Annotated in this window: 21 protein-coding genes; 12 read left to right on the top strand and 9 right to left on the bottom strand. The window is 58.6% G+C overall.

Annotation, left to right across the window (positions count from 1 at the left end):
- Positions 1-17 precede the first annotated feature (17 nt).
- A complete protein-coding gene (locus QQJ86_RS01485) occupies positions 18-704 on the bottom strand; it encodes a glutathione binding-like protein (protein ID WP_284319122.1) in 687 nt (228 codons plus the stop codon).
- 168 nt (positions 705-872) lie between these two features.
- On the opposite strand from QQJ86_RS01485, the gene QQJ86_RS01480 reads away from it, so the two are divergent.
- Positions 873-1,337: a hypothetical protein gene (locus tag QQJ86_RS01480; RefSeq protein ID WP_284319121.1), complete on the top strand. Its 465-nt coding sequence runs from the start codon at positions 873-875 to the stop codon at positions 1,335-1,337.
- Between the two features lie 75 nt (positions 1,338-1,412).
- Complete coding sequence (gene rbsK / locus QQJ86_RS01475) at positions 1,413-2,309, top strand: ribokinase (RefSeq protein WP_284319120.1); 897 nt, start codon at positions 1,413-1,415, stop codon at positions 2,307-2,309.
- On the opposite strand, the gene mnmE is transcribed toward rbsK, so the two are convergent.
- The 4 genes from mnmE to rpmH form a co-directional block, all read right to left on the bottom strand.
- Positions 2,310-3,662, bottom strand: a complete 1,353-nt coding sequence (gene mnmE / locus QQJ86_RS01470) for a tRNA uridine-5-carboxymethylaminomethyl(34) synthesis GTPase MnmE (protein ID WP_284319119.1) — start codon at positions 3,660-3,662, stop codon at positions 2,310-2,312.
- A 55-nt stretch (positions 3,663-3,717) separates the two neighbouring features.
- On the bottom strand, positions 3,718-5,406 hold the full coding sequence (yidC, locus tag QQJ86_RS01465) for a membrane protein insertase YidC (protein ID WP_284319118.1): 1,689 nt from the start codon (positions 5,404-5,406) through the stop codon (positions 3,718-3,720).
- 61 nt (positions 5,407-5,467) lie between these two features.
- Entirely contained in the window at positions 5,468-5,848 is a 381-nt protein-coding gene (gene rnpA / locus QQJ86_RS01460) for a ribonuclease P protein component (RefSeq protein WP_284319117.1), read from the bottom strand.
- Positions 5,849-5,860: 12 nt separating this feature from the next.
- On the bottom strand, positions 5,861-5,995 hold the full coding sequence (rpmH, locus tag QQJ86_RS01455; protein WP_007510029.1) for a 50S ribosomal protein L34: 135 nt from the start codon (positions 5,993-5,995) through the stop codon (positions 5,861-5,863).
- Positions 5,996-6,176: 181 nt separating this feature from the next.
- Between rpmH and dnaA the strand changes: the two genes are divergently transcribed.
- From dnaA to QQJ86_RS01410, 9 genes are all read left to right on the top strand, one after another.
- Complete coding sequence (dnaA, locus tag QQJ86_RS01450; protein ID WP_284319116.1) at positions 6,177-7,520, top strand: chromosomal replication initiator protein DnaA; 1,344 nt, start codon at positions 6,177-6,179, stop codon at positions 7,518-7,520.
- 272 nt (positions 7,521-7,792) lie between these two features.
- Positions 7,793-8,893, top strand: a complete 1,101-nt coding sequence (gene dnaN / locus QQJ86_RS01445) for a DNA polymerase III subunit beta (RefSeq protein WP_284319115.1) — start codon at positions 7,793-7,795, stop codon at positions 8,891-8,893.
- Positions 8,894-8,984: 91 nt separating this feature from the next.
- Positions 8,985-10,064 carry a DNA replication/repair protein RecF gene (gene recF, locus QQJ86_RS01440; RefSeq protein WP_284319114.1) on the top strand — a complete coding sequence of 360 codons (1,080 nt, stop codon included), beginning with the start codon at positions 8,985-8,987 and terminating at the stop codon, positions 10,062-10,064.
- Between the two features lie 75 nt (positions 10,065-10,139).
- Positions 10,140-12,554 (top strand): DNA topoisomerase (ATP-hydrolyzing) subunit B, encoded by a 2,415-nt coding sequence (gene gyrB, locus QQJ86_RS01435; protein ID WP_284319113.1) that lies wholly within the window; start codon positions 10,140-10,142, stop codon positions 12,552-12,554.
- A 313-nt stretch (positions 12,555-12,867) separates the two neighbouring features.
- Positions 12,868-14,166, top strand: a complete 1,299-nt coding sequence (locus QQJ86_RS01430; protein WP_284319112.1) for a tetratricopeptide repeat protein — start codon at positions 12,868-12,870, stop codon at positions 14,164-14,166.
- A 224-nt stretch (positions 14,167-14,390) separates the two neighbouring features.
- Entirely contained in the window at positions 14,391-15,050 is a 660-nt protein-coding gene (locus QQJ86_RS01425) for an energy transducer TonB (protein WP_284319111.1), read from the top strand.
- A 47-nt stretch (positions 15,051-15,097) separates the two neighbouring features.
- Positions 15,098-15,874 carry a MotA/TolQ/ExbB proton channel family protein gene (locus QQJ86_RS01420; RefSeq protein WP_284319110.1) on the top strand — a complete coding sequence of 259 codons (777 nt, stop codon included), beginning with the start codon at positions 15,098-15,100 and terminating at the stop codon, positions 15,872-15,874.
- Between the two features lie 11 nt (positions 15,875-15,885).
- The gene (locus QQJ86_RS01415; RefSeq protein ID WP_284319109.1) at positions 15,886-16,308 is read left to right on the top strand and encodes an ExbD/TolR family protein; all 423 of its coding nucleotides are present in this window, start codon (positions 15,886-15,888) and stop codon (positions 16,306-16,308) included.
- A 6-nt stretch (positions 16,309-16,314) separates the two neighbouring features.
- Positions 16,315-16,734 carry an ExbD/TolR family protein gene (locus QQJ86_RS01410; protein ID WP_284319108.1) on the top strand — a complete coding sequence of 140 codons (420 nt, stop codon included), beginning with the start codon at positions 16,315-16,317 and terminating at the stop codon, positions 16,732-16,734.
- Between the two features lie 283 nt (positions 16,735-17,017).
- Here the strand turns inward: QQJ86_RS01410 and QQJ86_RS01405 are convergent, their stop codons facing one another.
- The 4 genes from QQJ86_RS01405 to QQJ86_RS01390 form a co-directional block, all read right to left on the bottom strand.
- Positions 17,018-17,761 (bottom strand): pyridoxine 5'-phosphate synthase, encoded by a 744-nt coding sequence (locus tag QQJ86_RS01405; RefSeq protein WP_284319254.1) that lies wholly within the window; start codon positions 17,759-17,761, stop codon positions 17,018-17,020.
- A gap of 44 nt (positions 17,762-17,805) precedes the next feature.
- The gene (locus QQJ86_RS01400; RefSeq protein WP_284319107.1) at positions 17,806-18,450 is read right to left on the bottom strand and encodes a 4'-phosphopantetheinyl transferase family protein; all 645 of its coding nucleotides are present in this window, start codon (positions 18,448-18,450) and stop codon (positions 17,806-17,808) included.
- Positions 18,451-18,581: 131 nt separating this feature from the next.
- On the bottom strand, positions 18,582-20,522 hold the full coding sequence (gene acs / locus QQJ86_RS01395; RefSeq protein ID WP_284319106.1) for an acetate--CoA ligase: 1,941 nt from the start codon (positions 20,520-20,522) through the stop codon (positions 18,582-18,584).
- A 130-nt stretch (positions 20,523-20,652) separates the two neighbouring features.
- Positions 20,653-20,874: a hypothetical protein gene (locus QQJ86_RS01390; protein WP_284319105.1), complete on the bottom strand. Its 222-nt coding sequence runs from the start codon at positions 20,872-20,874 to the stop codon at positions 20,653-20,655.
- Between the two features lie 140 nt (positions 20,875-21,014).
- Between QQJ86_RS01390 and QQJ86_RS01385 the strand changes: the two genes are divergently transcribed.
- Entirely contained in the window at positions 21,015-23,207 is a 2,193-nt protein-coding gene (locus QQJ86_RS01385) for a hypothetical protein (RefSeq protein WP_284319104.1), read from the top strand.
- The last annotated feature ends 33 nt before the right edge of the window (positions 23,208-23,240 follow it).

Raw genomic sequence — 23,240 nt, 5'->3', positions numbered from 1 at the left:
TTGCGACTCATGGTGACTCAACGCCCAAACAAATGTCGTCGCGCCTCTTCATCCGTGCGCAAATCTGTTTTGCCCTCGATGGTGTCGGCGATCGCATAGGCCCGACGCGTCGCCTCACGATCACGAATGCGTTCGAACCAGCGCTTCAGATGCGGAAAATCGTCCAGCCTCATGCCTTGGTTTTCGTAGGGCACGATCCACGGATAGGCTGCCATGTCAGCAATGGTGTATTCGCTGCCGGCGATGAAATTACGCCCTTCCAATCGCTTGTCGAGCACGCCATACAAGCGGCGCGTTTCACGCACATAGCGATCGATTGCGTAGGGAATCTTCTCTGGCGCGTAGCGATTGAAGTGATGGTTTTGGCCCAGCATCGGGCCAAGACCGCCGACCTGCCAGAACAGCCACTCGATCACCGTTGCGCGGCCGCGTAGATCCTTGGGCAGGAAGCGTTCGGTCTTTTCAGCCAGATACTGCAGGATCGCGCCGGATTCGAACACGCTGACGGGTTCACCTCCATCCGCCGGTTTGGTGTCGACGATGGCGGGCATACGGTTGTTGGGTGATATCTTCAGGAACGCTGGCTCGAATTGCTCGCCTTTGCCGATGTTCACTGGCCTGATGGTGTAGGGCAGTCCGCATTCCTCCAGAAACAGGGTGATCTTGTGGCCGTTCGGCGTAGGCCAGTAATAGAGCTCGATCATGGTCGACTCCAGGGTGGGAATTCTTCAGCGTCGGGGCCGACGTATCCGCTTTCAAGGTTGCGAAAGATAGACGAGCCAGGCGGACGGTAAACGGCGTGCAGACTTCGCCGTTTGTTTTCCTGCCGACCGTCGAATGACGACCTTCACCATGGAACCCCGGAGACACCCATGAACCGATTTGCCTTGCGTTTTGCACTACTGGGTCTGGCGCTTACTGTTGCGAGCTATGTCCCCGTCGCGTTTGCCCAGGACAATGCAGCACCTGCGAATTCCAATGACGCGTCAACTGCGCAACACCGTGCTCCCGACCCGCAAAAGCAGGCAGCACGGCTCGCCAAGCGGCTGGAACTTAGTGACGATCAGACATCGAAAGTCACTGCGATTTTGCAGAATCGCCAGCAGCAGCTCGCTTCCGTACGCAATGACGGCTCGCTTGCCCCGCAGGATCGCCGCGCCAAAATCCGCTCGATCCAGCATGACACCGATGCACAGATCAACGCCCTGCTCACGCCAGCGCAACAAACCCAATACGCCACGCTGAAGCAGAACATGAAGGAACGCCAGCAGAACGCACATAATGCGTCAGGTGCTTCTGGCGGCACGGACGGAGGCCCCGACAGCAACAGCCACTGAGCGCGACGCACAAGCTACCCTCGTCGCCCTTCTGCGTTTACGCTCTCGCACGTCATTCACACCTGCGAGAGCTTCATGACCTGCCTTGTCGTTGTCGGCAGCATCAATATGGATCTGGTGACTGTGGCGAAGCGCTTTCCGGCACCAGGTGAAACGCTGCTCGGCGAGCGTTTTCTGTCCGTGCATGGTGGCAAGGGCGGCAACCAGGCCGTAGCCGCTGCTCGGCTTGGCGCCCAGGTACACATGGTCGGTGCAGTGGGTGACGATGCGTTTGCTGAGTCGCTCTGCGATGAGCTGGCGAAGGAAGGCGTCGGAGTGGGGCATGTCTCGCGCATCGCCGACTGCAGCAGTGGTACTGCGTCGATTACTGTCGCTGGCGGTGAAAACGAAATTGTCGTCGTACCTGGCGCAAACGCACGCCTGGAACCCTCGCATGTCGCCAAAGCACAACACCTGATTGCAAGCGCGGACGCAGTCTTGGTGCAGATGGAAATTCCACTTGAAACCGTGGAAGCCACGCTACGTATCGCCCATGCACAACGCGTGCCCGTCATTCTCAATCCCGCACCTGCGCAGCTATTGCCGATGGAATGGTTGCATCTCGCTCGCTATATCACGCCAAATCAACATGAACTCGCCATCTTGCTTGGCGCTGATCCTTCCGAAGATTTTCGCAGCCTGATGCACCGTACACCTTGTCCAGTCGTGCTAACACGCGGTGCCGAAGGCGCATGGTTCCGCGAAGAAGGCGAACCGCAGCATCAAGCAGGCTTTGAGATGGAAGCGGTGGACAGCACTGGAGCTGGCGATACGTTCAATGCGGCCTTCGCAGTGTTTCTACATGAAGGCTTACCTATTGCCGTGCGTAAAGCCTGCGCCGCTGCAGCGTTGTCCGTAACGCGCCTTGGCGCTCGCGGTGGCATGCCGCATCCGGCGGAAGTGGAAGCGCTCCTGGCAAGGCAGCACGTTTAATCACTTGCCGATGCAGAAGGAACTGAAGATCGCGCCTAGCAAATCGTCGCTGGTATACGTGCCAGTGATTTCACCAAGCGCGTGCTGTGCTTGGCGTAGTTCTTCGGCGGCAAGTTCGCCGGCGTGCGTATCGGCCAGGACATGCGCCGCATGATTCAAATGATCGGCTGTTTGTTCAAGCGCGAACACGTGCCGGCGACGTGCGCTGAATGCGCCTTCGCCACTGCCGGCACCTGCGAGTTGTTTGAGGTGTCCGCGCAGTGCTTCGAGGCCCGTGCCGGTTTTGACGGAGAGCCATAACCAGGTTAGCCCATCACGCGTCTGTGTGTGTGCGGTCAAACCGGCAAGATCGATTTTGTTGATGACGACGATGCGCTCGATGCTGGCAGGAAGATCTTGCAGCCATGCGAGGTCGGCATTTGAATGCTCAGCATCGGTGACGAGGAGCACGACATCGGCACGCTCGCGTTCGTTGTGCGCGCGGCGTACGCCTTCGCGTTCCACCGGATCATGTGTGTCACGCAATCCCGCGGTATCGGCCAGTTCCAGCGCAATGCCGTCGAGCGAAATGCTTTCACGCAATACGTCGCGCGTGGTGCCGGCGATATCCGTGACGATGGCGCGTTCGCTGCCGGCCAGGGCGTTGAGCAAGCTTGATTTGCCGGTGTTCGGTCGACCGACGATGGCAATGCGCAAACCGTCGTTGAGGCGCACGCCGCGTTGTGCTTCGCGTAGCAGATCGGTCAGTTGCGCACGCAACGTTTCTAGCTTGTGTGTAATGGTGGGATCGGCAAGAAAATCGATTTCCTCTTCCGGAAAATCGATCGCGGCTTCGATATGCACGCGCAACGCGATCAGTGCTTGTAGCAAAGCATCCACTTTGCGCGAAAACACGCCTTCCATGGATTGCAGTGCTGCGCGGGCTCCGGCTTGAGATCGCGCAGCGATCAAATCGGCGACGGCTTCTGCTTGCGCAAGATCGAGCTTGCCGTTGAGGAACGCGCGCTCGGTGAATTCGCCAGGACGCGCCAGGCGTGCACCGAGCTCGCATATTCGCTGCAGCAACGCATCGAGCAGTACCGTGCTGCCGTGACCTTGAAGCTCGAGCACATGTTCGCCGGTGTAGGAAGCGGGGGCCGGGAAGTGCAATAGCAAACCACGGTCGATCAGCTCACCCTCTGCGTTACGAAATGCCGCGAAATGGGCATGACGTGGTGCCGGTGTTTGCCCAAGCAGGGTTTGCGCAATGAGGGGTACGCGCGGGCCAGATACGCGCACGACACCGATTCCTGCAGCGCCGGGTGCGCTGGCAATGGCGGCGATGGTGTCGTTATCGGAAGCGTGTGCGGTCATGGTGTATCAGCATAACCGCAGCGGGCGGCCTTGGCCGCCCGCGCGAAGTGCATCTTTAAGCTGCTGCCTTGGCCGGAGCAGCATCGGCGCGGCGCATCATCCACCACTGTTGCAGCAGACGGCAAACGCCGTTGACCACGTAATAGAGCACCAGGCCTGACGGGAAGAACAGGAAGATTACCGCGAACATCAGCGGCATGAACTTCATCATCTTCTGCTGCGCGGGATCCATGCCCGGCTGCACGGGCATCAGCCACTGCTGTGCAAGCATCACGATGGTGTAGAGCACTGGCAGCACGAAGTACGGATCGGCGGCGGACAGGTCGTGGATCCAGCCGAAGAAGGGTGCCTGGCGCAGCTCGACGCTATCGCGCAGCACGTAATACAGACCGTAGAAGATCGGAATGGTGATGAGCAGCGGGAAGCAGCCGGCAGCGGGATTCACCTTCTCCTTCTTGTACAGCTCCATCATCGCCTGTTGCATCTTTTGGCGATCGTCGCCATAACGCTCTTTCAAAGCATCGATACGCGGCTTGAGCTTGCGCATCTTGTTTGCCGATTCGAACTGCGCGTTGGTGAGCTTGAAGGTGGCGAGGTTGATCAGCAGCACCAGCAGGACGATGGCCACGCCCCAGTTGCTGGTGAGCTTGTGAAGCAGAGCCAAGACCCCGTGCAGCGGTACGGCAAAGATCTTCAGCATGCCGTAGTCGATTGTTAGGTCTAGGTCTGGCGCAACTTTTTCCAAAACGTCCGGAAGTTTGGGACCGATGTAGAGCTGCGCCGTACTACTCACACGCTGGCCGGCCGCAAGGCTGATCAGCGGGCCAACAGTACGAATTACGTACTGAGTTTTGCCATTTTCCTTGTTGATGACAGCCGTGGAGAACGTATCTGCTTCCTTCGCAGCCGGAATCCAGGCGCCGAGGAAATAGTTCTGCATCATACCCACCCAGCCGCCGGTCATTTGATTGCTCGGCGGCTGGTCCTTCGGCTTCGTGAAGTCACCGAATTCCAGCTTTTTGAACTTGTCTTCAGTGCTGTACCACACAGCGCCGAAGAAGCCGTAGCGCGACTGGTCAGAAATGCGCTGCAGGAAGTTGCTGTAAACAGGGGCTGGACGATCCGCGCGCTGCAACTGGCGATAAGCCTGGCCGTCCCAGGTTTTGCTGCTGCCGTTGTCGACCTGCTGGTCGAGATCGATCACGTAGCTCCCGCGATGCAACGTGTAGCGCTTGGTTACCTTGATACCGGAAGCATCCGTCCACGCCAGGTCGACATTCAGTGCATCCTGACCAGAAGCAAGTTCATAGCTGGTCTGCGCTGCCTGGAAAATCGCATGATGATCAGGGGCCGCACCGTCCGCGCTCACCAAGCCACTCTGCGCGGCAAAGTAATCATTGGCACCATCGTCGAGTAGACGGATCGGTGCAGGATTGGGATCTTTCTTCGTACGTGGCGTAACCGGGTACTGCAGCAGCTCGGAGCGCACAATGCTGCCGCCACGCGTATCGATGGTCAGGCGGAGCACGTCGGTAGTGACAGTGATGAGCTGGGCTGTTCCGGTTTCCCCGCCTGCGGCATTCGCGATCGTCGGCGTTGTACCGGGCGTGGCGTTGTCACCCGCGTTGCTGGTCGCAGTGCTCGGCGTGAGCGGATGAGGGCCGTAATCCTGTTCCCACTGCTGAAATAGCAGATAGGCCACGGCCAACAGGGCGAAGAGAAGGAAGGTGCGCGTTTGATTCATCGCGTAGCGATCCGAGGGTAAGGCCCTGCCATGGCGAGCCAGGCGGAGGAATGAAGGAGGGTCAGCACGCCATTGTGGAGGTGTCGCCTTCACGCTTCAACGGCGGCAATTTGCGCCAGAGGGCGTCGAGCTCGGCCAGCAGCACCGCGCCAGGCACTACGCAGGCCTGCTCACGAGCCATCACCAGCAGATCGACCGGCGGTAGCGTGTGGCAGGCGCGACGAAAAGATTCGCGCACAAGTCGTTTGATGCGGTTGCGATCCACGGCGCGCTTGGAAACCCGTTTGGATATGGCAAGGCCGAGCCGGGCATGGCCTGCGCCATTCTGCCGATAGCGCACAGAAAAACAGCGGCCGCCGAGGCGACCGCTGGCTTGACGCAAGACCGCAAAGTCACCGGCTCGGCGAATCCGCGCCTCGCGCGGCAGGCCGGCGGTGCTCATAAACGCGATCGCTTACGGGATCAGGCGCTTACGACCCTTGGCGCGGCGTGCGTTGAGCACCTTGCGACCATCGGCCGTGGCCATGCGAGCACGAAAGCCGTGCGTGCGGGCGCGCTTGAGCTTGCTGGGCTGGAAGGTCCGCTTCATGGCTTCCTCCTAAATGTATGGGTGAAAAAGGTCTTGGATTATGCGGAGTCCGGTCGCTCAGTGTCAAATGCAGTGATCGAGGAAAGTTGTGGATATCCGTGTGGATAGTTGCCCCGTTCCTGCTGGTAGACTCCTCGGTCCACCCTGCGCGAAGGCGCCCCTGCTGTGGTTGATAGGATCCATGAGTGACTTGTGGCGGCGCTGTCTCGAGCGTCTTGAAGGTGAATTGAGCGCCGAGGACCTGCATACCTGGCTGATGCCGCTGCAGGCGCGTGACGATGCGGAAGGTTTGCAACTTTACGCGCCTAATCCCTACACGTTGGATGCCGTTCGCGACCGTTATCTGCCTCGCATCGAAGCCGTTCTGACCTTGCTCAACGGGCAGCGCCTGCCCGTGCGGCTGGAAGTCGGCTCCAGCAGCGGTGCAGGGACTGGTAGCAGCCGCCCCATGCAGGCACCGATCATCAAGCCATCCGGCGTCGCCGAAGCTGCCCCGGTGAATTTTCACCACAATCTGGATCCGCACTACACCTTCGAAACCTTCGTTGAAGGCAAGTCCAACCAGCTTGGTAAGGCCGCCGCGATGCAGGTGGCCCAGAACCCGGGTCGCGCCTACAACCCATTGTTGCTGTACGGCGGCACAGGTCTGGGCAAGACGCACTTGATGCACGCTGCGGGCAACCTGATGCGCGAGCACAATCCGAACTTCAAGGTGCTGTACCTGCGCTCGGAGCAGTTCGTGGGCTCCATGATCGAGGCGCTGCGCACCAAGAGTATGGACGAGTTCAAACGCCGGTTCCGCTCGGTGGACGCGCTGCTGATCGACGACATCCAGTTTTTCGCCGGCAAGGACACCACGCAGGAGGAGTTTTTCCACACCTTCAACGCGCTGTTCGAATCCAAGCAGCAGATCATCCTTACTTGCGACCGCTACCCGAAAGAGGTGGACAAGCTTGAGCCACGTCTGAAATCACGCCTTGGCTGGGGTTTGTCGGTGGCGATCGAGCCGCCGGATTTCGAAACCCGCGCCGCGATTCTGCTAGCCAAGGCGCATGACAAAGGCGTACGCGTCAGCGAAGACGTGGCGATGCTGCTGGCCAAACGCATACGTTCCAATGTGCGCGATCTGGAAGGTGCTCTCAACACGCTTGCGGCACGAGCCAATTTCTATGGCCGGCCGATCACGACGGATTTCGCCGAAGAAACCTTGCGTGATCTGCTCGCCACACATGCGCAAGCGATAACAGTCCCGAATATCCAGAAGATCGTCGCTGAGTACTTTGGCGTGCGCCTGCAGGACCTCTTATCCAAGCGACGCGTGCGTTCGCTGGCACGCCCGCGCCAGATCGCCATGGCGTTATCGAAGGAACTGACCGAGCACAGCCTGCCCGAAATTGGTGAAGCCTTTGGCGGCCGTGACCACACAACCGTGCTGCACGCCTGCCGCACCATCCGCAAGCTGTGCGAAACCGACACACGCATGCGTCAGGATTGGGAACAATTGATTCGCAGCTTGACAGGTTGATCGCAAGTGTCGAAAAGGGGTCTCTTCACGGCGGAACTTGAACAAGCGCTTGAAAAGTAGGCGCGTATCCTGTGGATAATATGAAGACGCCTTGACACGCCAAAGTTATCCACTGGCGATGCACAAGTCGCAAAGCGTTCGAGGCACAGGGGAAATTTTCTTAACCCTTTGTTAGTTAAGGATAATTTTGAGTTTTCAAGTTATCCACGCCCCCAGCTGCAACCACTACTCTTCTTTTAAAAACAGAACAGCAGGATAGGGAAAGCACAAACATGCAATTCAGCATCCAACGAGAAGCTCTGCTTAAACCCTTGCAGCAGGTTGTCGGCGTGGTGGAACGTCGTCAGACGTTGCCGGTACTCGCCAATCTTCTGGTGAAAGTGGGCGGCGGGAAGCTGTCTTTCACCGGTACCGATCTGGAAGTGGAAATGGTTGCCGCTACCGAAGCAGAAAAGCTGGTGGACGGTGAAACTACGATTCCCGCGCGCAAGCTGTTCGATATCGTTCGCGCATTACCAGATGGCGCCAAGATCGAGTTGAAGCAAAATGGCGATCGCGTTGCTCTCAACGCAGGGCGCAGCCGTTTTACGCTAGCCACGTTGCCCGCTACTGAATTTCCGACCATCGATGAAATAGAACTGGTCGAGCGCGTAAGCCTTCCTGAAGAAGTGCTGCGTGACCTGATGGAACGCACTTCATTTGCCATGGCGAACCAAGACGTTCGCTATTACCTCAATGGCATGTTGCTGGATCTGCAAGAACACGCATTGCGATGCGTGGCGACGGATGGCCATCGTTTGGCTCTGAAAGAAACGAATCTGGAGAGCAAGGTTTCTGCACGTCGCCAGGTGATCATTCCGCGTAAAGGTGTGAATGAGCTGGTCGGTTTGCTGGAATCAGGTGATGGTTCGGTCGAACTGGAATTCGGGCGGAACCATTTGCGTGTGCGTCGCGGCGAGGTTGTGTTTACGTCGAAGCTGATTGACGGTCGTTTTCCGGATTACGAAGCAGTGATTCCATTGGGAGCGGATAAGCAGGCGATACTTGATCGCGAGGTGTTGCGCGGTGCTCTGCAGCGTGCCGCCATTCTGTCGAATGAAAAGTATCGCGGCGTCAAACTTGAGTTCTCGCCAAGCAAGTTACGCATCGTTGCGCATAACCCGGAACAGGAAGAAGCGGTTGAGGAAGTCGAAGCCGATACCGGCGTGTCGGATCTCACGGTAGGCTTCAACGTTGGGTATTTGTTGGATGCACTTGCGGCGCTTCGTGGCGAAAAGGCTCGGTTGAGCCTTCGTGATGCCCAGTCGAGCTGCTTGGTACAAGAGGACGATAGCGAGCAGTCCCGGCATGTAATTATGCCGCTGCGGCTCTGATCTCCGTTTCCATGCTCGATTGCAGGCGTTTTTTGCCAGCGCAACGCCGGAGCCTCAAGCTCCGGCGTTGTCGTTTGAGAGCTTGTAGCGCATGAGACTGGAGCGTCTGCATCTTCAGGGGCTGCGTTGTATCCGTGATCTCACTTTGGATTTCGAACCTGGGTTCAATGTCTTGACGGGCGCAAACGGGGCAGGGAAGACCTCGGTGCTGGAGGCTGCTTTTCTGCTTTCTCATGGCCGTTCGTTCCGCAGCGGAGCGCGTGATGTATTGGTTCAGCGCGGTACCTCTGGGCTGAGCATTTTTTCAGGTATTCGACATGATGACGGGACAGTGCGCCGCCTGGGCTTGGGACGTGAGGGTGCACGGTGGGTCGCTCGTTTGGACGGCGAAGACGTTGCTATTGGACAACTCATTAGGGAATGCGCGGTCGTCTGTTTCGAGCCCGGATCGCACGCCTTGATCGCGGGCGGGGCAGAGGAACGTCGTCAGTTTCTAGATTGGGGCGTGTTCCACGTGGAACACGATTTCCTATTGACTTGGCGTCGTTATCAGCGGGCGCTCAAACAACGAAACAGCTTACTTCGATCTGCCTCCGTACTTGATGAGCTCCTACTCAAGCCTTGGGAGCATGAGTTAGCCCGAAATGGGGTACTTATCGACGGCTGGCGGCGAGCCTATCTCGAAGCCCTGCTTCCCTTTTTGAAGGAGCAAGCAGCTTTGCTGCTACCAGAGCTTGGAGACATCCAGCTTCGGTATCGTCCAGGGTGGCCGGAGGATGAGGACCTTGCCGACGTTCTGGCCACTCAACGAATACGGGATCAGGGAAGAGGGCATACCACGTCCGGAGTTCACCGGGCTGACTGGTCACTCTCCTTCCAATTGGCACCCCAACGGGAACACCTTTCCCGAGGGCAAGAGAAGCTTACGGCCCTCATCTGCGTATTGGCGCAAGCTTGGCTGGATGCCAAACATCGGGGCGAATGGCCGATTGTATGCCTGGACGATCTTGCGTCTGAGCTCGACCTAACCCACCAAGCTGCCGTGGTGAACAGCTTGCGAGCTACATCAGCACAGATCCTTATTTCAGGCACCGAACTGCCTGAGGTGTTGGTGCACACCCCTGCAAAAATGTTTCACGTGGAACAGGGCCAATTGACGCCCCTGTTATAATCGATCGGTTGCATCCAGCCCGGCCCTCAAGGCGCCACACCGGGCAGGCTATTGGCGTCGGGACATAGTTACTGCATGAACGCATCCTACGATTCGAACAGCATCAAGGTACTCAAAGGCCTCGAAGCGGTGCGCAAGCGCCCAGGCATGTACATCGGTGATACCGATGACGGCACCGGCCTCCATCACATGGTGTTCGAAGTCGTTGACAACTCCATCGACGAAGCCCTGGCAGGTTATTGCGATCACGTCATTGTGACCATCCACGATGATGGGTCTGTCAGCGTGCAAGACAACGGCCGCGGCATCCCTGTGGACATGCATGCGGAAGAGGGCCGTTCCACTGCCGAAGTGGTGATGACCGTGCTGCACGCCGGCGGTAAGTTTGACGCAAACTCGTACAAGGTATCCGGCGGCTTGCACGGCGTGGGTGTGTCCGTGGTGAATGCACTCAGCGAACACCTCTGGTTGACCATCTACCGCGACGGGAATGAATACCATCAGGAATATCAGCTCGGTGAGCCGCTCTATCCGGTGAAGAACGTGGGATCGGCCGAAAAGCGTGGTACCACAGTGCGCTTTCTGCCTAGCACACAGACCTTCTCCAACATCGAGTTCCACTACGAGATCTTGGCCAAGCGCCTGCGTGAGCTGGCCTTCTTGAATTCCGGGGTCACCATCGATCTGCGTGACGAACGTGGGGAAGGGCGCAGCGATACCTTCGCCTACGAAGGCGGTATCAAATCCTTCGTGCAGCACTTGGCGCATCTGAAGACCGCGCTGCATCCAAACGTGATCAGCCTCAATGCCCAACAGGACGGCATCACGGTCGACTTGGCGATGCAATGGACCGACTCCTACCAGGAGACGATGTTCTGCTTCACCAACAATATTCCGCAGCGCGACGGCGGCACCCACCTTACGGGCTTCCGTGCCGCGCTGACGCGCGCTATCCAGGCTTACATCGAGAAGGAAGGCTTAGCTAAAAACGCCAAGGTCACGCTGTCCGGCGACGACATGCGCGAAGGCCTGATCGCCGTGCTGTCGGTGAAAGTGCCCGATCCGAAGTTTTCCTCCCAGACCAAGGACAAGCTGGTCTCGTCCGAGGTGAAAACGGTGGTGGAGCAGGTGGTCTACGAGAAGCTTGGCGAGTTCCTGTTGGAACACCCCAATGAGGCCAAGGCCATCGCCAGCAAGGTGGTAGACGCTGCGCGTGCGCGCGAAGCCGCCCGTAAGGCTCGTGAGATGACCCGTCGTAAGGGCGCGCTTGATATCGCAGGTCTTCCGGGCAAGCTGGCCGACTGCCAGGAGAAAGATCCCTCGCTGTGCGAACTCTTCCTGGTGGAGGGTGACTCCGCAGGCGGCTCGGCTAAGCAAGGCCGTAATCGCAAGACGCAGGCGGTGCTGCCTCTGAAAGGCAAAATCCTCAACGTAGAGAAGGCGCGCTTCGACAAGATGCTTTCGTCTGCCGAAGTCGGCACGCTGATTACCGCGCTGGGCACTGGTATCGGCAAAGAGGACTACAACCCCGACAAATTGCGCTACCACCGCATCATCATCATGACCGACGCGGACGTGGACGGCTCACACATCCGCACGCTGTTGTTGACGTTCTTCTACCGTCAGATGCCAGACTTGATCGAACGTGGTCACGTCTACATTGGCCTACCACCGCTGTACAAACTCAAGCAAGGCAAGCAGGAGCTGTATCTGAAGGATGACGCAGCACTCAACGCGTACTTGATTTCCAACGCAGTCGACAACGCCGAATTGATTTACAGCCCGGACGCACTTCCGATTAGCGGCGAGCCGTTGGAAAAGCTGCTGCGTGATTATCAGGCTGGACTGGATCAGATCGAACGCCTCGGTCATCGCTTCGACGCCAACGTGCTTACCGCCATGCTTGAGCACGCGCCGATCGAACCGCGTCATTGGGAAGACACAGCTGCGATGCAGACCTGGCTGGACGGCGTTGCGCGAAATCTCGCTTTCAGCGGCCTGGGCAAGCCACGTTATCGACTCATGTTCCGCGCCGCGCATGGCGATCAGCCGGCGGCAATCGAGGTTGTCCGCGATCAGCACGGCCTCAGCCACACATGGCTGTTGCCGCAGCCTTTCTTCGCTGGCTCGGAGTTCCGTCCCATTTTGAACATGAGCCAGCAGTTGGCCGGACTTATCCAATCCGAAGCTGTTGTTCGTCGCGGCAACGCGTCGCGCGGTGTTCTTCGCTTTGGGGACGTACGCACCTGGTTGCTGGACGAAGCGAAAAAGGGTCGGACCATCCAGCGCTTCAAGGGCCTTGGCGAAATGAACCCGGAGCAGCTGTGGGAAACCACGGTGAATCCGGAAACGCGCCGCATGCTGCAGGTGGGCGTTGAAGATGCGATCGCTGCTGACCAGATGTTCTCAATGCTGATGGGTGAGGCAGTCGAGCCGCGCCGCGACTTTATCGAAGCCAATGCGCTAAAGGTCGCCAACCTTGACATCTGATGTGAGCTTTAACTCGAGGCACTGCTTAATCTGCAGTGCCTCGATGATTTAGCTATTGCACTAACGCATTAATACAACGGAACAAGCGTACACACGTCTGTCACGACCGGCACTGGATGCTCACAAACCTATTTGAGGCGAATTTCGGCCTGCAATTCGGCACCGTATGGCGATAACGTCATAACCGCCTGATTTTAAAGAAAGTTTAATGTGGCAATGCAGCTTGTTATCGATAGCACGGTCAGGTTAATCTCAGTGATCCCCCGCACGCTCTGTGCGTTAAATTCGACTCCTTTCCATTTTGAGGAACGCTATGAAACACGCTTCCCTGAAGATGCTGGCCGGCGCCGCGTTCGCGCTGATGTTGGCGAGCACTCCGGCGCTAGCGAGCGATAACTCGTCGGGCGACCAGCAGAAAGCGGCTCCGCAGTATCCCAACGCGACTCGTAAAGAGCCCAAGCTGGATCTGACCGACAAGAAGGAACAGGAAGCGCTCAACAAGGGACTCGATGCCGCACAATCAAACAACAAAGACCAAGCCACGCAATTGCTGCAGCCACTCATCGACAGCAGCAAGAGCAAGTACGCGCAGGCATTAGCGTTACAAGGCTTGGCCCGCGTGCATGCGATGAACAACGATCTGCCCGGCGGCATCGACATGCTGAAGCGTGCACTCGACAACGGCGTTATGCCGAACGACACGTACTTCACGCTTGAGCTCGAACTAGCCCAGTTCTACGTGCTTAATCAGCAGTATCAGCAGGCCATCGACCAGGTCGAAAAATGGCGTGCAGAGGGCAAGAAGGAAACACCTGAATCCTACGCACTGGAAGGCGAAGCGTATTACCGCCTGCAGAAATATTCCGAATCGATTGCGGCCATCAAGAAGGCCCAATCGATGACGGACAAGCCTGATCCGCGCTGGAATCAGCTGCTGATGCTCGACTACAACGATTCTGGTCAGAAAGATAAAGCTGCTGAAATCGCCAAGCAGCAAGTTGCTGCTTCACCGACCGATCCCACCAACTTCCACAACGCGCTGAGTCTGGATATCCAGATGCAGAAATACGACGACGCGTTGAAGTTGATGGAGGACGGCAAATCCAAAGGCCTTCTGAACACGGAAAACGACTACGTGACCATGGCCAAGCTTTATATGAATAGAGCCCAGGGCCAGTCCACTCAAGATCCAGGTCCGGACTCTGAGAAAGCTGTGCAGGTCATGCAAGAAGGAATGACCAAAGGTGTGGTCAAGCCCAGCGCGCAGAACTACGAACTGATGGGCGACGCTCATATGATCGGCGGTGACGCTACGGCAGCTGCTGAGCAATATAAGAAAGCCGTTCCGCTCTCCAGTGATGGTGAAGCAGCGTACAAAGCTGGCGTTGCGCTCGTCACACAGAACGAATACAGCGCAGCCAAGCCGCTGCTCCAACAGGCCATCAGCAAGGGCGTGAAGCATAAGGGCAAGGCGTACATGGCGCTTGCTCAGGCAAACGTCGGCCTAAAGGATAAGGCAGCTGCAGCCGAAGCAGTCATGGAAGCTCAGAAGGATCCGGAAACCGCCGCACAAGCCAAGAAATGGCTCAAGGAAGCGAACATCGGCGGCTGATTGAAAAGCACGTGGCGAACACGTTTTAGTGTGCCGGATGGACATGCATAACATTGCCATCTTAGGCCTACACAAAAGCTATACAAACGCCATGTGCTGTTGTACCGTTGGACTTTTCCCGCGTTGTCCAGTGGCAAATGTCACCCTCTTTTGGGAGCGGACTTTTGCCGATGGATGCTGCGATCACGATTCCGAATTAACCAGCTCCTGATTGAAAGCGACAGATGGCCTCAAGTAACGAAGATACCGGCACTAAGCCGTTCAGTTGGGGGCGCACATGGGCGCTGGCGGTAGCCATTGCGCTGCATGCGTTTGCTTTCCTGATACTGATCGCGCCGATGGCACCCCCGAAAACGGCGGAAGTTCAGAAAGAAAAGATTGTGCAGGTGAACTTCATCGAGCCGCCGCCGCCACCTCCCCCGCCGCCGCCGCCGCCGCCGGAACCGCCGAAGCAGCCGCCGCCGAAGATCATCAAGCAGGTGGTTCCGCCGCCGACGCCGCCGCCGCCAGCACCACCGCCGGCTGTGGAAGAAGCGTCGAGCAATCCTGCGCCGTCGCCGCCGCCGGCACCGCCCGCGCCGCCAGCACCGCCTGCGGATATCACGGCGAGCCAGGACATCAGCTACAACAGCCGCATGCAGCCGAAGTATCCGCCGCAGGCGATTCGCCAACGGCATGAAGGCACGGTGACGCTGTTGATTCTGGTGGCCGTGGATGGCACGCCGAAGGACATCAAGGTCGAGCAGTCCAGCGGTTTCCGCGAGCTGGATCGCGCAGCAATTGAGGCCGCTCAGAAATGGCGTTTCAATGCTGAAATGAAAAACGGTAAAAAGGTTGAAGGTTACGTACGCGTACCCGTCAACTTCAATCTCAATCAGCTGTAATACCTATTACAGTTACAGTTCACGCCTGACTTCCAAGGGTAGCGTTTATGTTCCAACAAACTCCTCCGTCCGACGCCGCAGCTCCGGCACTGGGTGGCAACGCTAATGCGATGGCCATGCAGCAAATGGGTTTCCACGACCTGCTCCACAACTTCGATTTCCTGGGGTGGATTGTGTTCGTGGTGCTCGTGGCGATGTCGTTCTCCTCGTGGTACTTCATCATCGCCAACGCCATCCGCAACTCGATGGTTCGCGGTCGCGCCGACGGCGTGATCAACGGCTTCTGGTCTAACAACTCCACGCAAGACGCGATTCGTGAGCTGGAAGCCCAGCCCAAGGGCGAACCCTTCTCGAAGATCGCTCTTGATGCCGCTTCGGCGGTGGCTCACCACCAGCAGGCTTCCGCCGGTGGTGGTCGTCTCGCCGAATCGCTGAGCCGCTCCGAATTCATCGACCGTGCCCTGCGTCAGGCTGTTGCTCGCGAGAGCCTGCGTCTGGAAGGCGGCATGACCCTGCTCGCCACGGTCGGTTCGTCCGCACCGTTTATCGGTCTGCTCGGTACGGTGTGGGGCATTTACCACGCACTGATCCGCATCGCGGCTTCCGGTAACGCTTCGATGGAAGCGGTGGCTGGTCCGGTGGGTGAAGCGCTGATCATGACCGCGTTCGGTCTGTTCACCGCTATTCCGGCGGTGCTTGCTTACAACTTCTTTACCCGTTCCAACCGCCTGACCTACGCCCGTTTCGACGAATTCGCGCATGACCTGCACGACTTCTTCGCCACCGGCGCACGCGTCGAAGGCGTCGCTCCGACTCAGAAGTGAGGATTTGACCCATGGCGATGAGCTCCGGAAACGAGTCCGGCTCGCCGATGTCGGAAATCAACGTCACGCCGCTGGTTGACGTGATGCTGGTGCTGTTGATCATCTTCATGATCACAGCACCGCTGATGTCGCACCGGATCACGGTGAAGCTGCCGACGGCCAATCCGAAAACCACGGATACCGCGCCGCCGACACCACCGATGGATCTGGCCATCAAGGACGATGGCAGCATGTATCTCAATGACGATCAGAACCCGATCACCGACGCCGAATTGAAGTCGAAGTTTGCGGTGTTTGCACAGCAGTCGCCGCAGCCCGAACTGCAGATCCGTGCCGCCAAGGACACGGAATTCAAGACGGTCCGTAAGGTGCTTGGTGAGGCCAAGGACGCGGGCATGGTCCACGTCGGCTTCATGACGACCGGTAAGGAGTGATGTGCCATGGCATTTAGTACAGGTGGTGGCAAAGGCCCCATGGCAGACATCAACGTCACGCCGCTGGTCGACGTGATGCTGGTGCTCCTGATCATCTTCATGATTACGGCGCCGATCATGACCCACAAGATCAAGATCGACCTGCCGCAGCCGAATCCGAACGTGATTCCGCCTTCGAATCCGCCGGAACCGGTTCGTCTGAAGATCGACCAATCGGGCGCGTTCTATTGGAACGACACCCCGGTGGATGAGGCGCAGTTGAAGACGCAGATCGCGGTGATCTCGACCAAGGCTGAAGCTGATCAACCGGAAGTGCAGATCGATGCAGCTGACCAGGTACCTTACCAAGTCGTTGCACGTGTGCTGGCCGACGCGAAGAGCTACGGCCTGAACAAGATCGGTTTCACCGAAAGTAGTGGACAGTAAGTAAAACAGCGGCGGTTGAATCGGAACAGTTCAACCGTGCAGCCAAGCGTTACCCACAGAGCCCCCGCGTATGCGGGGGTTTCTGTTTTTATGGGGTCCATTTAATAGGCTGCATCTCATCTCAACCTATGCACGGCCATCATTCCCGCGAAAGCAAGAATCACTGCTCACGTTCCACATTAGAGCAAATGGATTGACCAGCCCCGATGTCGAAACACGCCTCCGCTTTCGCGGGAATGACGGCAATGTCGGGTTACTTGTAGCCGTCTAAACGGCCAAAGCTTCAGCGAAGAATCTGCAGATACTTGCGCACCGTGGTAGCAAGACCTTCATACAGCGCTTCACCTATCAGAGCATGTCCGATGGACACCTCAGCAAGACCAGGAATGGCCGCGCGCAACGTTCCCAGATTCGCCTGGCTGAGGTCATGTCCAGCGTTGACCGCCAATCCAGCCTGCTGAGCACGGCGAGCCGTGTCGACGCATAAATCCAGCTGCTCTTTGGCGTCGCCCTCTGCAAAGGCGTGTGCATAAGGCCCGGTGTAGATCTCGACGCGTTGCACACCGATCGCCACGGCATGCTCAAATCCTGTCGCACCTGGATCAACGAACAAGCTCACCCGGCAACCCAATTCGCGCAACTCCGTCACAAGTGGTCGCAACCGCTCCGTATCCTGCGCCAAATCGAAGCCATGATCCGAAGTAATCTGGCCATCGCTGTCCGGCACCAAGGTCACCTGAGTGGGACGAACTTCACGTGCCAGCGCAATCAACCCGGGATAGGCTCCGCGGGCCGCGGCAAACGGATTGCCCTCGATGTTGTATTCCACACGTCCGCGCAACATAGCGGCGAGCGTACGCACATCATCGGGATGCACGTGGCGCATATCCGGGCGAGGATGCACCGTGATGCCGCCGCAGCCTGATTCGATGCAGGTGATCGCAGCGCGGGCCATGTCGGGTTCGTTGCCACCGCGCGAATTGCGCAGCACGGCGATCTTGTTGAGATTGACGCTGAGCAGGGTCATGGAGGCCAGGAACAAAAAATCATTGGCCGAACACAGTGCTCCGTTCAAGCGCTATCGGCAAGTGTCCAGTTGGCAATGACCCGGTCCGGTCCGCGCCAAGCCACGCTGGCGACATGATCGGCGCCGGCTGGCAAAGTGTGAAGTTGCCACTGTGCGGGATCGTCGCCATCCACCCAGAGCACACTCGGCTGCATAGGCATGACGGTCAGGCGCAGGCGATCCAGGCCAAATGCAATGCCTCGCCCCATGGCTTTGAGTACGGCTTCCTTGCCCGTCCAGAGTTGAAGAAAAGCCGGTTCTTGCTCCGCTGCGTTCAGCGCCGCCAACGCGGCAGTTTCTTCCGGATGAAAGAACCGCTCCGCGAGCTGCATGGCATGCGCGCGAGGGCGAAGACGCTCGATGTCGATGCCGGGAGCAACGTCACGTGCCACAGCTATCAACGCCGCATCGCCGCTATGTGACCAATTGAACTGCAATATTTGATGCAACGGTTCCGCAAGTTCGGGCCGTCCATGCTCACCATCTTCCAGGCTGATCGACGCCGCCGGCACGCCAAGGTAGATACTGAGCAACGCGCACAAAGGCTCACGTCGCTGCGCCCTGTCATAGCGAAGCCGCCATACATGGATCTGATGGTTGTCTAATCCGGCAGCAATACCGGCGACATCTTGGCCTTGCGTGGTGCGCATACGCGCATGCTGCCGGAACGTAATGCAGGTAAACAAGCAGCCCGGTGATCCGCTGCCCCTAAACGTTTGTCTTCCCGGCGTACACCGGGAAGACGGTAACGCAAACCTCGGGCTCGAGAAAAAGCAGACGCTTAGCGAATCAACCGTTCCTCAACCAGGTTCTTCACCACTGCCGGATCCGCCAGTGTGGAAATATCCCCCAACTGATCGGGCTGGTTCTCTCCAATCTTGCGCAGGATGCGGCGCATGATTTTGCCCGAACGCGTCTTTGGCAAACCCGGTGCCCATTGAATGTAATCAGGCGTGGCGATCGGCCCGATTTCCTTGCGCACCCAGGCAACCAACTCCTTGCGCAAATCGTCGTTGCCCTGCTCACCGGCCACGAGCGTCACATAGGCATAGATGCCCTGGCCTTTGATCTCATGCGGGCAGCCGACCACCGCTGCTTCCGCCACTTTCGGGTGCGCCACCAATGCACTTTCCACCTCGGCCGTACCGATGCGGTGGCCGGAAACGTTGATTACGTCGTCGACGCGGCCAGTGATCCAGTAATAGCCATCCTCGTCACGACGTACGCCGTCCCCGGTGAAGTAATTTCCGGGGTAAGCCTTGAAGTAAGTGTCGATAAAGCGTTGATGATCGCCATACACCGTGCGCATCTGGCCAGGCCAGGAATCGGTGATCAGCAGATTGCCTTCCGCGGCTCCCTCCAGCAGCGCGCCGCCGGCATCCACCACGGCCGGCTTGATGCCGAAGAAAGGCAAGGTGGCCGAGCCGGGTTTCGTGTCGATGGCGCCTGCCAGCGGCGTAATCAGGATGCCGCCGGTCTCGGTCTGCCACCAGGTATCTACGATCGGACAACGCTCGTCGCCCACCACGCGGTGATACCACTCCCACGCCTCAGGATTGATCGGCTCGCCAACCGAACCGAGCAGGCGAAGGCTGGCGCGCGAGCATTTCTTCACGGGGCCCTCGCCCTCACGCATCAGAGCTCGGATCGCCGTGGGCGCGGTGTAGAACAACGTAACCTTGTGCTTATCCACCACCTGCCAGAAGCGGCTGAAATCCGGATAGTTCGGCACACCGTCGAACATCACCGTGGTCGCGCCGTTGGCGAGCGGACCATAGACCACATAGCTGTGCCCGGTAACCCAACCCACGTCGGCGGTGCACCAGTACACATCGTCCTCGCGCACATCGAACACCAGCTCGTGCGTGAAACTCGCGTAAACCAGATAACCGCCCGAGGTATGCAGCACGCCCTTTGGTTTACCGGTAGAGCCGGAGGTATACAGGATGAACAGCGGATGTTCCGCCTCCAACGGTTCAGCCGGGCAATCTGCCGACTGCCCTTCCATCAGCACGTGGTAGTACCGATCGCGCGGCGATTGCATCGGCACGGCGGAACCCGTACGGCGCACCACGATCACGGTTTCCACGCTGTTGGTGCCAGGGCGCTGAAGCGCAGCATCCACGTTGGTCTTCAGCGGAATCTTCTTGCCGCCGCGTAAACCTTCATCCGCCGTCACCACCAACTTTGCGGTGGAGTCGGCGATACGGCCCGCCAGCGAATCGGGCGAGAAGCCGCCGAACACCACCGAGTGAACCGCACCAATGCGCGCACAGGCCAGCATCGCCACGGCGGCCTCGGGAATCATCGGCATATAGATCGCCACGCGATCGCCTTTGCTGATGCCCAGATGCTTCAGCGTGTTGGCGAACTTGCACACTTCCGCATGCAGCTCGCGATAGCTGATGCGCCGCGACTCCGACGGATCGTCGCCCTCGAAGATGATCGCGGTCTTGTCGCCCCGCGTAGCCAGGTGACGATCCAAACAATTGGCTGACACGTTGAGCTGGCCATCGTCGTACCAGCGAATATGCAGGTTGCTCGGATCGAAGGAAACGTCGCGAATGCGCGTGGGTTTCTTCGACCATTCCAAGCGCTCGGCGATGCGGCCCCAGAAGCTTTCGGGATCCTTCACCGACTCCGCATACAGCTGTTCGTAGTCTTCTTTGCGAATGCGCGCCTTGGCGGCGAAGGCGGGATCGACGGGATAGACCTTGGACATGTTTTGCCTCCTGCTCGCCGATTCGCCGGGAGCGCACTCGTGAATGATTGCGCACCGCACCTTTGCGCTGCGTCAATCACCCGAGTGTAGCGTTTGGATGGCTAAACCACCAAAGCTGCAGTGCAGCATTTCATGCTTGCGGCGGCTTCTCTTGCGGCGGCTGACGCTTAGGCAGATCGAGCATGATCTCTGGTTGCGCATTGGCAGAGATGCGCGCATGCGCAAAACCAAGAACGGTGGCGATGGCACCGATGATCCCCGCGAATAGCCAAAAGGCCATGGCGCCTGCGCCGTGGCGCGTGAAGCAGAGCACCCACGACAGCAAGGTCGCAAACAGCAGTAACCAGCGCATGACAGACCCCTACACCTGATCCCCCGAAACAAAATCATCATAACGCTGTACCCCCGCCTGGAACTGCGATCCTCTCCACCGGCCCGATGCATGTCATATCCGTAATATGGACGCCGATCGGATATGCCCGGGAACAAGGGATGATGGCTGAGCACGATCCACCTACTTCCGTAACGCAGAACGCGCGGCTGGCCTGGCTGAACATCGTCGACTGGCTGATTATCGTTCTGGACCACGGCAAGCCGATCCGCGTCTCCCTGCTGGTGCTTGCCTTCGCCGGCATCGTCATCAGCAACGTCGATCAGGCCAACGAGCTGTTCCTGATTGCCATGTGGGTCGATCCCAGCAGCACCCGCTACCTCTTTTTGCTGGCGACCGCCGCACTGGCTGGCCTCGCCCTCTGGTACACCGCACACCAGGCCTATCGGCTGACCTACCCGCGCTGGCCCGCGCTGCAAAATCCGCGCGCGGCCACACTGCGGCAGTGGATACCGCGCGTCCTGGGCATCCTGATGCCGCTGCTGGTGCTGTTCGGATACCTGATGGCTTTGCGCAGCACGCCCCATGCAGTGTGCGCCACGTCAGCGCAGTGCTTGCGGCGCGATGAGCGCACCGCGGGGCTACTGATCGTGGCTGCCGCAATGATCGTGTTCTTCATTGGGCGTCAACGATTGTTACAGGCCAACGCCGAGCGAACCGGCGCAGCGGCAGAACCACGTGCGACATCTATCGCAACGTTGGGCACGACGCCATTGAGCGTATTTCTTGCTGTGCTGATCTTGAACGTCCTCATTACCGTCCTGGTCGCGTTCCAGCCGCGGCAATTCGACGGCATGGGCTCGCTGGCCGTATTGCTGATCACTTGCAGCTTCTTCTGCATGAGCGGCGGTTTTCTGTGCATGATCGCCGATCGTCGTGGCGTACCTCTGCTGAGCTTGTTGATGGTGGTGTCCGTGCTGTTGCACGCGCTGCATCTCAACGACAACCACCACGTACGCCAGTATCCGGCGATGACCACGCACCAACAGCCTGCGCCTCCACCACCCGACCATCGGCCAGACTTCGACGCCTACGCCAAGGCCTGGTTGCAAAGTCGATGCACTCCGCAACGCGCCTGCCCGGTGATCATGGTTTCCGCCGAAGGAGGCGGCCTGCGTGCGGCCGCCTGGACCGCAACGGTGTTGACGCAATTCACTAAGCTGATCGACCAGGCGGAACCGCCCGCCGGCACCGAACCCCTGTTCGAGCGATATCTTTTTGCAGGCTCCGGCGTTTCCGGCGGCAGTTTGGGCTTGGCCAGCTACGTAGCCGCGCTACGTGTCGCACCGCAGACCGGACTGTCCGCGCAGAACCGCACCGAAAACATGCTTGATCACGATTTTCTTGCACCGGTGATGGCCAACGCCTGGTTTATCGACTTCACGCAACGTTGGCTGCCGGGTGCTTTGTTCAACGATCGTGGCCGTGCGCTCTCGCATGCCTGGGAACAGGCAGCGCAGGAGCAGGGAGTCAACGCGCTGGCGCAACCGTTTGCCGCGCTCTATGAAAACGATGACGGCGATGTCAGCACGAACACACCTGCACTGTTCTTCAATAGCACCACCGTCGGACAGGGCTGGCGTTTCGTGCAGCACCCGTTCCGCCCGTTCGCGCGCAGCCCGTGGACCACCGCGTATGATGCGGCGCATTGGCTGGATCCGCGCGTGCCGCTCAGTGAAGTGGTGCTCAATAGTGCCCGGTTCACCTATCTGAGTCCGGCCGGCACGTTGCAGACTGCCGGCAACAGCGCTCTGCCGCCGGCCTCGTTCCAATTGGTGGATGGCGGCTACTTCGAGAATTCGGGCGCCACCACCTTGTTTGAAGTGATGCAACGACTGCGTTCGATCGCTGATGTGCAGCAGCAACCACTGCAGTTCATCGTGCTCCACATCAGCAACGATCCCAGCTTGCACGATTTCGTCGATGCGCACGATCCTGCGCAAACCGTACCGCTCTACTCTGCGGCCTGTCCACGCACACTCAGCACTACCGAACAACGCAGTTATGGCGAAGCAACCGCACCGCTGGTGGCGCTGCTGGACACGCGGGATGCGCGTGGCGAATACGCCAGAGCCGCGCTACTGGCGTCGCTGCACATCAATGCTACTGAACCCGGTCGCAGTGACGTGCTCTGGCACATGCGACTGTGTCCCGGCAATTATCTGCTTCCATTGGGCTGGACGATTTCGCCACCTGTGTTCGAAGAAATGCATCGGCAGTTGAATACCGACTATCCCATGGCGGACATGGCCACCTGGCTGGCGGAGCAGCTCAAGCAAGCGAAAGAACCCTGAGTGTCGCGCAGTGTGAGATGAGCACGGCGCATC

Origin of the sequence: Dyella acidisoli, from assembly GCF_030160295.1 — a bacterium.
GTDB lineage: Bacteria > Pseudomonadota > Gammaproteobacteria > Xanthomonadales > Rhodanobacteraceae > Dyella_B > Dyella_B acidisoli.
Note: the sequence above shows the minus strand (reverse complement) of the source record. Positions and strands in the feature narration are given on the sequence as shown.